This window comes from Pseudomonas sp. F220, from assembly GCF_057813935.1.
In genome coordinates this window covers 1-12,108 of sequence record NZ_JBVASJ010000036.1, presented here as the reverse complement: position 1 = coordinate 12,108, position 12,108 = coordinate 1, and the positions used below count along the sequence as shown (strand labels likewise).

The following is a 12,108-nucleotide window of genomic DNA, read 5'->3' as shown; positions in this document are numbered from 1 at the left end:
AGAAGTGAAAGGCGGTTGGCGCCTGACGCGGCACCGCTATATATAGTGGCAACAAGGTGAGGTCAAGCGCAGGGTTCTACGCGCACTCAGCTTATGGCCTGGAAAAAAGGCTTGGTTCGGCCTGAATCAAAGCAAAGCGTGGCACCTGCTCGCCGTCAACTTCGACCGACTCCAGGAACATGCTCAAGGGACGGACCCAAAAGCCGTAATCGCCATACAGTGCTTGGTAAAACACCACTTCTTCTTCGGTTTCCGAATGCCGCGCGATACTAAAAACGCGGTACTGCGGCCCCTTGTAATGCTGATAGAGCCCGGGTTCTAACGTCATGTGCTGGCCCTCTTACAAATCGTATAAAAATAAAAACAAAAAACTTCAGAAAAACAAAAACCGGGGCACATGGCCCCGGCTTCCATCAACGAAACGCTTAAACGCGTTCGAAGACGGTGGCAATGCCCTGGCCGAGGCCAATGCACATGGTAGCTACCCCGAAGGTGCCGCCATTTTGCTTCATCACATTGAGCAAGGTGCCGGAGATACGCGCACCGGAACAACCGAATGGATGGCCCAGAGCAATTGCGCCGCCGTGCAGGTTAACCTTCTCGTTCATCTTGTCGAGCACTTTCAAATCTTTCAGCACTGGCAGGGCCTGTGCAGCAAAAGCTTCGTTGAGTTCGAAGAAGTCGATATCAGCAATACCCAGACCCGCACGCTTCAGTGCTTTCTGTGTTGCCGGTACTGGACCATAGCCCATGATCGCCGGGTCCACACCTGCTACTGCCATCGAGCGGATTACCGCCATCGGCTGGATGCCCAGGTCCTGAGCACGCTGCGCCGACATCACGATCATGCACGAAGCACCATCGGTGATCTGCGAAGAAGTACCCGCTGTCACGGTGCCGCCCTTAGGGTTGAACGCTGGCTTCAACGCCGCCAGGCTTTCCAGGGTGGTTTCCGGACGGATGGTTTCGTCGTAGTCGAACAGTTTCAGGAAACCGTTCTCGTCATAGCCCTGCATCGGGATGATTTCGTCTTTGAACTTGCCTTCCAGAGTCGCTTTGTGGGCGAGCTGGTGAGAACGCACGCCAAAGGCATCCTGCGCTTCACGGGTGATGCCGTGCATCTTGCCCAGCATTTCTGCGGTCAGACCCATCATGCCCGAGGCTTTCGCCGCGTACAGCGACATGTGCGGGTTCGGATCGACACCGTGCATCATGCTCACGTGGCCCATGTGCTCGACGCCGCCGACCACGAACACGTCACCGTTGCCGGTCATGATCGCTTGGGCTGCGGTGTGCAGCGCGCTCATCGACGAGCCACACAGACGGCTGACGGTCTGGCCGGCAGCGGTATGAGGGATCTGCGTCATCAGGGACGCCATGCGGGCGATGTTCCAGCCCTGCTCCAGGGTCTGGTTGACGCAGCCCCAGATCACATCTTCGACTTCAGCCGGATCAACCTTGACGTTACGTTCCAGCAGTTTGCTGATCAGGTGTGCCGACATATCTTCAGCACGGGTGTTGCGGTGCATGCCGCCCTTGGAGCGGCCCATCGGGGTGCGACCGAAGTCGACAATCACGACGTCTCTAGGATTCAAGCTCATATATTCACTCTCGCTCTAGTAGGGGGCGCTTAACCAAAGAAGCGCTGGCCGTTTTGGGCCATTTCACGCAGCTTCGCGGTCGGGTGGTACAGCGCGCCCAGATCAGCGTACTGGTCAGCCAGGGCAACGAACTCTGCAACACCGATGGAATCGATGTAACGCAGCGCACCGCCACGGAATGGAGGGAAACCAATACCGTAAACCAGACCCATGTCGGCTTCGGCAGCGGTTTCGACGATGCCGTCTTCCAGGCAACGCACGGTTTCCAGGCAAAGCGGGATCATCATCCAGTTGATGATGTCTTCGTCGGTCACTTCACGCTGCTCGAAGACGATAGGCTTGAGCACTTCCAGCACCGACGGATCGGCGACTTTCTTCTGCTTGCCGCGCTTGTCGGTCTCGTAGGCGTAGAAGCCTTTGCCGTTCTTCTGGCCCAGGCGCTTGGCTTCGTATAGCACGTCAACGGCCGAACGACGGTCGTCTTTCATGCGGTCAGGGAAGCCTTCAGCCATCACGTCACGACCGTGGTGGCCAGTGTCGATGCCGACCACGTCCATCAGGTACGCAGGGCCCATCGGCCAGCCGAATTTCTCCATGATCTTGTCGATACGGACGAAATCCACACCGGCGCTGACCAGCTTGGCGAAACCGCCGAAGTAGGGGAACAGAACGCGGTTGACCAGGAAGCCCGGGCAGTCATTGACGACGATCGGGTTCTTGCCCATTTTCTTGGCATAGGCAACGGTGGTGGCAACTGCCAGCTCGCTGGACTTCTCGCCACGAATCACTTCCACCAACGGCATCATGTGCACCGGGTTGAAGAAGTGCATACCGACGAAATTTTCCGGACGCTTGAGGGCTTTGGCCAACAGGCTAATGGAAATGGTCGAGGTGTTCGACGCGAGGATGGTGTCCTCTTTGACGTTACCTTCGACTTCGGCCAGAACAGCTTGCTTGACCTTAGGGTTCTCGACCACAGCCTCGACCACCAGGTCGACGTTGCCGAAATCACCGTAGGACAGGGTCGGACGAATGCCGTTAAGCACTTCAGCCATCTTCGCTGCGGTCATGCGACCTTTATCAACGCGGCTCACCAGCAGCTTGGCGGCTTCCGCCAGACCCTGCTCGATACCATGCTCGTTGATGTCTTTCATCAGGATCGGCGTACCTTTGGAAGCCGATTGATAAGCGATACCGCCACCCATGATGCCAGCGCCGAGTACGGCAGCCTGCTTCACGTCTTTGGCGACTTCGTCGTAGGCCTTGGCCTTTTTCTTCAGTTCCTGATCGTTCAGGAACAAACCGATCAAGCTCTGCGCCGCAGAGGTCTTGGCCAGTTTCACGAAACCGGCAGCTTCGATTTCCAGTGCCTTGTCGCGACCGAAGTTCGCAGCTTTCTGGATGGTCTTGATCGCCTCAACCGGTGCCGGGTAGTTCGGGCCCGCTTGACCGGCCACGAAACCTTTAGCGGTTTCGAAAGACATCATTTGTTCGATCGCGTTGAGCTTGAGCTTTTCCAACTTCGGCTGGCGCTTGGCCTTGTGATCGAACTCGCCGGAAATAGCGCGCTTGATCAGTTCCAGTGCAGCTTCCTGCAGCTTCTCTGGAACAACCACAGCGTCGACGGCGCCGACTTTCAGCGCGTCATCTGCACGGTTTTCTTTACCCGAGGCAATCCACTCGATGGCGTTGTCGGCACCGATGATTCGCGGCAGACGCACGGTACCGCCGAAGCCTGGGTAGATGCCCAGCTTGACTTCCGGCAGCCCGATTTTGGCGGTAGTGGCCATGACGCGGTAATCCGCTGCCAGGCACATTTCCAGACCGCCGCCCAACGCGATGCCGTTGATCGCGGCTACGGTCGGAACATTCAGGTCTTCGAAATCGCTGAAAATTTTGTTGGCTTCGAGGTTGCCTGCAACAAGCTCTGCATCAGGCAGCTTGAAGCTCTCGACGAATTCGGTGATGTCGGCACCGACGATGAACACGTCCTTGCCACTGCTGACGATCACACCCTTGACCGAAGCATCTGCCTTGATGGTGTCTACGGCCTGACGCAGTTCGTTCAGGGTTAGACGGTTGAACTTGTTGACGGACTCACCCTTGAGGTCGAATTTCAATTCGACGATGCCACTTTCAAGAGCCTTAACCGTGATGGCTTTACCTTCGTAAATCATCAACTGATCTCCACGATATGGAAGCTGAACAGTACACGTCGGACGCTAACTTCTGGCTCGGCACTGACGTTACCGTCGATGCTAGCGCCAATCCGCCAGGCACACCCGCCAACGCGATAGTCGGGATTCTGTAGGAGCTGTCTGTAATACAAACGCTCAATTCATACGCCCGTTTGATTCGGGTACGCCACCTTCACGGAATTTCAGACAATTGTCAATCGCCCAAAATGCTGGTTTAAACGCGACTTTGCAGTCATACCGGCGCCGCAGAGGTCATCAACATGCCAACGCATGTTTAATCATTCATAGAGTCAATAATTAGAAAAGTCGCCCTAACCCGCATCGCTCTTCGCTTTCTCAAGCTAAGCTGGCGAGTACCACACAGAAAAACGTGAACGCTTTGAGCGAATGCCAAGCGTAGGATCAGCGCCACGTAACACATCCCGTAGCGATTTACTGAATTACCGGCCTGCCTAGCCAACTCCAGCCCGATGATGTCGGGCTTTTTATTGCCTGCGATGCACACGAATCACACAAATCCCCCGTAGGAGCTGCGTCGTAATTCAGGTCATTTTTCAAGCCAGTGCTTTGAGTACAGCTGCAATGTCCTGCAAAACACTCGCGTCGCCCTTTTCGCCCCAATACAACGCAATCATTTGCTTGTCTGCTTCGATCTTGAACACGTTGGCTGGTAATTTTTTGAAATGCTCCAGCAATGCCTCATCCTCACACACTTCCCGCCATTGATTGAGCCAAACGCCCGGTGCTGACTGCCAATAGACCCAGCACGCCGCTTTAGCGCTGCGTCGTGGTCGATGGTATTGGCCGCAAGGGCTTGGCGGCTCTTGCTCCAGCCAGTGCGGCCACTCCTGAGGCGCCAGCTGCATGGCCAGGCCAATACGCCGCGCCTCCATGCGCAGGGCCATCCGCCCGCTCTGATTGCGAGAAGGTCGCAACCAGGCCAAAGGGCTCAAAACCAGCGCAAGGATTGACACCACTATCCAGACCGTCATATGTGTACTCCCGATTCTTGAGGAGCGGATTGGGCCACACTGAAACCAATCCGCTTGAAACCAGCCATACTTACCGTTATTGCAATCCTCCGGAGCGCTTTCCATGCCCTACGAACACATCCTGGTCGCTGTTGACCTCACTGAAGAATGCGACCCCGTCATCAAGCGCGCTCGTGAACTGTCCGTCAGCAATGGCGCCAGACTCTCGCTGGTGCATATCGTTGAGCCGATGGCGATGGCTTTTGGTGGCGACGTCCCTATGGACCTTTCGCAATTGCAGCAACAACAGTTCGATCAGGCCAAAGAGCGCCTCGACCGGTTAATCCTGAAGTACCCGGAGGCCACCAGGGCCAACTGCCACCTGACCTATGGCCAGCCGCGCCAGGAGATCCATCATCTGGCCAAGGAGCAAGGTTGCGACCTGATTGTCGTCGGCAGCCACGGTCGACATGGTTTGGCGCTACTGCTTGGCTCCACCGCCAATGACGTCCTGCATGGCGCGCCATGTGATGTGCTAGCGGTGCGACTGGTCAAAAGCTGAACCCGCGCCCCTGTAGGGGAAACCGTGTTTCATACAAAAAGCCCGGCGCTCACATAGGTGAGGCCGGGCTTTTTATACCTCTAGCAGATCAATCAGGCATCCAGCTCGGCCCAACGTTCGACCAACACTTCAAGCTCAGCCTGCAATTGCTCAAGCTGAGCGATTACCGCGGCTGTCTGTGCGGCAGGACGCTGATAGAACTCCGCATTCGCCATTTCAGCCTCAACACCCGCGATCTTCTGCTCTTTCGCTTCAATATCGCCTGGCAAGGCTTCCAGTTCGCGCTGGAGCTTGTAGCTAAGCTTTTTCTTGGCCGCTGGCGCTTCTTGAGCGGGAGCCGCCGCAGCGGTGACAGCGGAGTTCAGCTCGGCTTTGCCTGATTTGTTCTCGGTCACGCCCAGCAGACGCGGCGAGCCGCCCTGACGCAGCCAGTCCTGATAACCGCCCACGTATTCACGAACCTTGCCTTCACCTTCGAAGACCAGGGTACTGGTGACCACGTTGTCGAGGAATGCCCGGTCGTGACTGACCATCAACACAGTGCCTTTGAAGGTCAACAGGACCTCCTCCAGCAGCTCGAGGGTTTCCACGTCCAGATCGTTGGTCGGTTCGTCGAGTACCAGCAAGTTCGACGGCTTGCTGAACAGCTTGGCCAGCAACAGACGGGCACGCTCACCACCAGACAGCGCCTTGACCGGCGTGCGGGCACGCTGCGGGCTGAACAGGAAGTCGCCGAGGTAGCTCAGGACGTGGCGGCTCTGGCCGTCGATGTCGATAAAGTCGCGACCTTCGGCGACGTTGTCGATCACAGTCTTTTCCAGATCCAGCTGATGACGCAACTGGTCGAAGTAGGCCACGTCAATCCGAGTGCCCTCTTCGATCTTGCCGCTGGTTGGCTGCAAGCCGCTGAGCATCAGTTTCAGCAAGGTGGTCTTGCCGGTACCGTTGGCGCCCAGCAAACCGATACGGTCGCCGCGCTGCAGGACCATGGAGAAGTCCTTGATCAGGAACGGGCCGCCCGGGTGAGCGAAGCTGACGTTCTCAAGGACCATGACTTGCTTGCCGGACTTGTCGGCCGTGTCCAGCAGGATGTTGGCCTTGCCGGTGCGCTCACGACGCTCGCTACGCTCTACACGCAGGGCTTTCAAAGCGCGGACGCGGCCTTCGTTACGAGTGCGACGGGCTTTGATGCCCTGACGAATCCAGACTTCTTCCTGGGCCAGGCGCTTGTCAAACAAGTTGTTGGCGGTCTCTTCGGCGGCCAGGGTGGCTTCCTTGTGGACCAGGAAGCTGGCGTAGTCGCCGTTCCAGTCGATCAGGCCGCCGCGGTCCAGCTCGAGGATCCGGGTCGCCAGGTTTTGCAGGAAGGAACGGTCGTGCGTGATGAACAGCACGGCGCCCTGGAAATCCTTCAGCGCCTCTTCGAGCCAGGCAATCGCACCGATGTCCAGGTGGTTGGTTGGTTCGTCGAGCAGCAGCAGATCCGGTTCGGACACCAGCGCCTGAGCCAGCAGGACGCGACGACGCCAGCCGCCGGACAATTCGGCGAGGGTCTTGTCGGCCGGCAATTGCAGACGGCTCAAGGTGCTGTCGACCAATTGCTGCAAACGCCAGCCGTCACGAGCTTCGAGGTCGTGCTGGACGTGCATCAATTTGTCCAGGTCGGCGTCGGTAACGATGTTCTGACTCAGGTGGTGATACTGCGCGAGCAACTCGCCAACACCGTCCAGGCCCTCGGCAACCACGTCGAACACGGTCCGCTCGTCGGCCAGCGGCAATTCTTGCGGCAATTCACCGATTTTTAGCCCTGGCGCGCGCCAGACGGAGCCCTCATCGGGCCTCTGGTCACCTTTGACCAGCTTCATCATGCTGGATTTGCCAGTGCCATTGCGGCCGATGATGCACACCCGCTCACCACGGGCGATCTGCCAGGACACCTTGTCCAACAACGGCATAGCGCCGAAAGCAAGGGACACATCGCTGAATTTGAGCAGGGTCATGAGCTTCTCCAAAAACTGGGCGCGTATTCTACCTGACTTGAAGCCTTAGGCGGCCGGCAATTTCACCTTCACAGCCGCCTGAACAACATTTACCCCGAACTTGCACCGACGGGCCGGCAAAGCTTTCGCCGGCTGCTGGCAAAAGGCTAAGCTACGGATAATCAGTGCTGGCATCGTCAGCACTTGTCACGTTTTCTCTGCCCGGACGTCTCATGCGCAGTCGCCTTTTCTGTTTTTTATCTTGCTTGCTTCTCTCTGCCACTGCCGTTCAATCCGTTCCGGCTGCAGACTTGTCTCAACAACGCCAGTATTACGATGAAGCCAAGCGTGCCTTGGCCAAGGGTGATTCAGGCCCGTATTTCCGTTACAGCCAAGCGCTCAGCGATTACCCGCTGGAGCCCTACCTGGCCTACGACGAACTGACCGCCCGACTGAAAACCGCCAGCAACGCCGAAATCGAGAAATTCCTCGCCGAACACGGTGACCTGCCGCAAGCCAACTGGATGAAACTGCGCTGGCTGCGCTGGCTGGCCGAGCGCGGAGACTGGCAACCCTTCGTCAAATACTACGACCCCAAGCTCAACTTCACCGAGCTGGACTGCCTGTTCGGCCAATATCAGCTGGGCCACAATTTCAAAGCCGAAGGCTATGCCAACACTGAAAAACTCTGGCTGACCGGCAAATCCCAACCCGCCGCTTGCGACGCGCTGTTCGCTCAGTGGGCCGCCGAAGGTCAATTGACCGAACAAAAACGCTGGCAACGCGCCAAGCTGGCCGCCGACGCCCGCAACTACCCGCTGGCCAACAGCCTGGTTAATAGCATGACCACCCTCGCCCCCCAAGGCAGGTTGCTGGTCGAGGTTGCACAGAGGCCGGAATTGCTCGGCCAGCCATCACGCTTCACGCCAGTCGATGAAGCCATGTCCGACGTAGTCGGTCTGGGTCTGCGCCGCCTGGCGCGTCAGGATCCGGACAAAGCCATGGCCCTGCTCGACGGCTATGCCAGCAGCATGCACTTCTCCCGTGACGAAAAAGTGGCAATCGCCCGGGAAATCGGCCTGACCCTGGCCCGCCGCTTCGACAGCCGCGCCCTCGATGTGATGACCAAGTATGACCCGGAGCTGCGTGACAACACCGTTTCCGAATGGCGCCTGCGCCTGCTGCTACGCCTGGCGCGCTGGGACGACGCTTATCAGTTGACCCGCAGACTGCCGCAGGACCTGGCCACCACCAACCGCTGGCGTTACTGGCAGGCCCGCAGCCTGGAACTGGCTCAACCGCAGAATCCGCAAGCGCTGGCCCTCTATAAGAGCCTCGCTCATGAGCGTGACTTCTACGGCTTCCTCGCCGCCGACCGCGCGCAGTCGCCGTATTCGCTGATCAACAAGCCCTTGGTGCTCAGCCAGGCGACTATCAACAAGGTTCGCAACACCCCGGGCGTGCGTCGAGCTCTGGAGTTCCATGCCCGTGGACAGATCGTCGACGGTCGCCGTGAGTGGTACCACGTCAGCCGTCACTTCAACCGTGACGAAATGGTCGCCCAGGCCAAACTGGCCTACGACTTGAAATGGTACTTCCCGGCGATCCGCACCATCAGTCAGGCACAGTATTGGGACGACCTGGACATCCGTTTCCCAATGGCCCACCGCGACACCCTGGTGCGCGAAGCCAAGATCCGCGGCCTGCATTCAAGCTGGGTGTTCGCTATCACTCGCCAGGAAAGCGCGTTCATGGACGACGCCCGCTCCGGTGTCGGCGCCAGCGGCTTGATGCAACTGATGCCCGGCACCGCCAGGGAAACCGCGCGCAAATTCAGCATTCCTCTGTCCTCGCCGCAGCAAGTGCTCGACCCGGACAAGAACATCCAGCTCGGCGCGGCCTACCTGAGCCAGGTCCACAGCCAGTTCAACGGCAACCGCGTACTCGCTTCCGCCGCCTACAACGCTGGCCCCGCCCGCGTGCGGCAATGGCTCAGAGGCGCCGATCACCTGAGCTTCGATGTCTGGGTTGAAAGTATCCCCCTCGACGAAACCCGCCAGTACGTGCAAAACGTCCTGTCCTACTCGGTGATCTACGGCCAGAAACTCAACTCGCCGCAACCACTGGTGGACTGGCATGAGCGGTATTTTGATGATCAATGACCGGTAATGCCGGTTATGTAGGAGCTGGCGAAGCCTGCGATCTTTTCTGCGGACTGCAAAGATCAAAAGATCAAAAGATCAAAAGATCAAAAGATCGCAGCCTGCGACAGCTCCTACGGTCGAGCGTCGAAAAGATCGTAGCCTTCGGCAGCGCCTACAAACTGCAACGCCGCCAACCTTGCGTACAGCGCATTGCTGGCGATCAACTCCTGATGGGTGCCGACCGCCACCAGTTTTCCTTGATCCATCACGGCAATACGATCGGCGTTTTTCACGGTGGCCAAGCGGTGGGCGATGACCAGGGTGGTGCGGTTTTTCATCAGGCTCGGCAGGGCTTGCTGAATCAGGTGTTCGCTCTGAGCGTCGAGGGCGCTGGTCGCTTCGTCAAGCAGCAGGATCGGCGCGTCGACCAGCAGCGCCCGGGCGATCGCCAGGCGTTGGCGCTGTCCACCGGAGAGACCCAGGCCGCCATCGCCAAGGTGGGTCTGGTAGCCGTGGGGCATGTCCTCGATGAAATCGTGGGCGTAGGCAATCTTTGCCGCTTCTTGCACCTGGGACAGAGTCGCCGATGGATTGCCGTAGCGGATGTTCTCTTCGATGCTGCCAAAAAACAGCGCAGGGTTTTGCGAAACCAACGCGAAGCAGCGGCGCAGGTCCATGGGGTCAATCTGAGTCAGCGGGTGCCCATCAAGCAGGATGCACCCCTGCGCCGGGTCGTAGAAACGCAGCAGCAGATCGTACACCGTTGATTTTCCGGCACCCGAAGGCCCGACCAGCGCCAGGGTTTCGCCGGCCTTGATGGTCAGATTAAGTCCGTCGATGGCATAGCTTTCCGGCCGCGACGGATAGGAGAAACGCAGGTCCTGCAAAACCAGATGACCTTCGACACGCTCCGGCAGCTGGACCAGCCCGGTGACGGGTGCCTGGATGATGTTCTCCGAGCGCAGCAACTCGGCAATCCGTTCAGCCGCACCCGCCGCCCGCTGCAGCTCACCGATCACTTCGCTCAAGGTGCCAAAGGCGCCGCCGACGATCAGGCTATAGAAAACGAAGGCCGCCAGTTCACCCGCGGAGATACGCCCGGCGATCACATCCATGCCACCGACCCAGAGCATCACCCCAACGGCACCGAGCACCAGCACGATCACCAGGGTAATCAGCCAGGCACGCTGGACGATGCGTTTACGCGCAGTGTCGAACGCCTCTTCGACAGTCTCCGCGAAGCGCTGTTCATCCTGCACCTGGTGGTTGTAAGCCTGCACGGTCTTGATCTGGCCCAGCGACTCGGACACGTAGCTACCGATATCGGCGATGCGGTCCTGACTCAAGCGAGACAGACTGCGCACCCGGCGACCGAAGATCAGGATCGGCGCCAATACCAGCGGCAAGGCAACCACCACGATGCTGGTGAGTTTGGGGTTGGTGATAAACAGCAGCACGATGCCACCAATGACCATCAAGGCATTGCGCAGAAACAGCGACAGCGACGAGCCGATCACTGATTGCAGCAGCGTGGTGTCAGCGGTCAACCGCGACTGGATTTCCGAGCTGCGGTTGTCCTCATAGAAACCCGGGTGCAGGTAGATCAAATGGTTGAACACCTGCCGACGAATATCCGCCACGCATCGCTCGCCGATCCACGACACCAGATAAAACCGCGCAAAGGTGCCAGCCGCCAGCCCCACCACCAACAACAGAAACAAGCCAATGGATTGGTTGAGCAGGTGCAGCGATTGGGTCATGAAGCCTTGATCTACCATGAGGCGAATGCCCTGCCCCATGGACAAGGTGATGCCGGCGGTGACGATCAGGGCCAGCAAGGCGCCAAACGCCTGTCTGCGGTATGGCGCGATGAAATGAATGGCCAGGCGGATCGCGCGGCGATGACGGGAAGAGAGCATGAAGATCATCCGATAGCACAACCAGTAGGGATAAACGCAACCAAGCCTACACCGACCAATCCATCGCAACTCTGTAAATCATAATGAGTCAGGTTAAATATGACTGCTGACAATAGAGCCTAGATGTTATTGGTCTAAAGTCTGGCTGGAAGTTACAGGATATTTCTGGTGGACTGGTGATGCCGCTTGTCGATCCTGTAGGGAGTTGTCACAGCTTGGTCACCTCGCGGTTTTAGAATAGGTACACAACCTGATGAGGAGACAGGCCATGTCCTTGCAAAACAGCAGCGAAGACAAAATTCAAGTGATCCGCACCCAGCCAGACCAGTCTCTGGGTTGCTCAATCATCGACGCTCAAGGACGCGAAGTACCGATCACTGAAGACATGATCCAGAGCGCTTGCCGCGAACTGGAGCAGCGATTGGTCAAGCCTGTGAAGCAAGACTGATACATAGCCTCACGTCCTCTTGACCCGGCCTTGATGCCGGGTTTTTTCTGGGCACTTTTTGGGGCCGCTGCGCGACCCATCGCGGGCAAGCCTCGCTCCTACAAAAACACCGAAATCCTGTAGGAGCCGAGCTTGCTCGCGATGGGGTCAATCCGCTTCCTAGTGTCCTGAGCGGTTAATTCAATAACTTATTCTTTATCGCCCCCAGCTTTGCTTTGTTTACAGAGCTGATGATTGATTCAGCCGTCTTATTCCACCTGAAGGGCTTGGCTGAAAGGTCATTGTG

Annotated in this window: 9 protein-coding genes; 3 read left to right on the top strand and 6 right to left on the bottom strand. The window is 57.9% G+C overall.

Features of this window, described 5'->3' with window-relative positions; translation table 11 throughout:
- Positions 1-91 precede the first annotated feature (91 nt).
- The 4 genes from ACZYSM_RS23810 to ACZYSM_RS23795 all read right to left on the bottom strand — a co-directional run bounded on the left by ACZYSM_RS23810 (position 92) and on the right by ACZYSM_RS23795 (position 4,791).
- The gene (locus tag ACZYSM_RS23810; RefSeq protein ID WP_489075223.1) at positions 92-328 is read right to left on the bottom strand and encodes a DUF1653 domain-containing protein; all 237 of its coding nucleotides are present in this window, start codon (positions 326-328) and stop codon (positions 92-94) included.
- A gap of 97 nt (positions 329-425) precedes the next feature.
- A complete protein-coding gene (gene fadA / locus ACZYSM_RS23805) occupies positions 426-1,601 on the bottom strand; it encodes an acetyl-CoA C-acyltransferase FadA (protein WP_489075221.1) in 1,176 nt (391 codons plus the stop codon).
- A gap of 29 nt (positions 1,602-1,630) precedes the next feature.
- Positions 1,631-3,778 (bottom strand): fatty acid oxidation complex subunit alpha FadB, encoded by a 2,148-nt coding sequence (gene fadB / locus ACZYSM_RS23800; RefSeq protein ID WP_489075219.1) that lies wholly within the window; start codon positions 3,776-3,778, stop codon positions 1,631-1,633.
- A gap of 575 nt (positions 3,779-4,353) precedes the next feature.
- Positions 4,354-4,791 carry a hypothetical protein gene (locus ACZYSM_RS23795; RefSeq protein ID WP_489075217.1) on the bottom strand — a complete coding sequence of 146 codons (438 nt, stop codon included), beginning with the start codon at positions 4,789-4,791 and terminating at the stop codon, positions 4,354-4,356.
- A 103-nt stretch (positions 4,792-4,894) separates the two neighbouring features.
- Here ACZYSM_RS23795 and ACZYSM_RS23790 point away from each other — a divergent pair, with 103 nt between their 5' ends.
- The gene (locus ACZYSM_RS23790) at positions 4,895-5,332 is read left to right on the top strand and encodes a universal stress protein (RefSeq protein ID WP_489075215.1); all 438 of its coding nucleotides are present in this window, start codon (positions 4,895-4,897) and stop codon (positions 5,330-5,332) included.
- A gap of 92 nt (positions 5,333-5,424) precedes the next feature.
- Here ACZYSM_RS23790 and ACZYSM_RS23785 read toward each other — a convergent pair whose 3' ends face one another.
- Entirely contained in the window at positions 5,425-7,332 is a 1,908-nt protein-coding gene (locus tag ACZYSM_RS23785) for an ATP-binding cassette domain-containing protein (RefSeq protein WP_489075213.1), read from the bottom strand.
- Between the two features lie 212 nt (positions 7,333-7,544).
- Here ACZYSM_RS23785 and ACZYSM_RS23780 point away from each other — a divergent pair, with 212 nt between their 5' ends.
- Complete coding sequence (locus ACZYSM_RS23780) at positions 7,545-9,473, top strand: transglycosylase SLT domain-containing protein (protein ID WP_489075211.1); 1,929 nt, start codon at positions 7,545-7,547, stop codon at positions 9,471-9,473.
- Positions 9,474-9,586: 113 nt separating this feature from the next.
- On the opposite strand, the gene ACZYSM_RS23775 is transcribed toward ACZYSM_RS23780, so the two are convergent.
- Entirely contained in the window at positions 9,587-11,383 is a 1,797-nt protein-coding gene (locus ACZYSM_RS23775) for an ABC transporter transmembrane domain-containing protein (protein WP_489075209.1), read from the bottom strand.
- Between the two features lie 259 nt (positions 11,384-11,642).
- Between ACZYSM_RS23775 and ACZYSM_RS23770 the strand changes: the two genes are divergently transcribed.
- Positions 11,643-11,822, top strand: coding sequence for a PA1571 family protein (locus tag ACZYSM_RS23770; protein WP_489075207.1), 180 nt, complete (start codon positions 11,643-11,645; stop codon positions 11,820-11,822).
- The last annotated feature ends 286 nt before the right edge of the window (positions 11,823-12,108 follow it).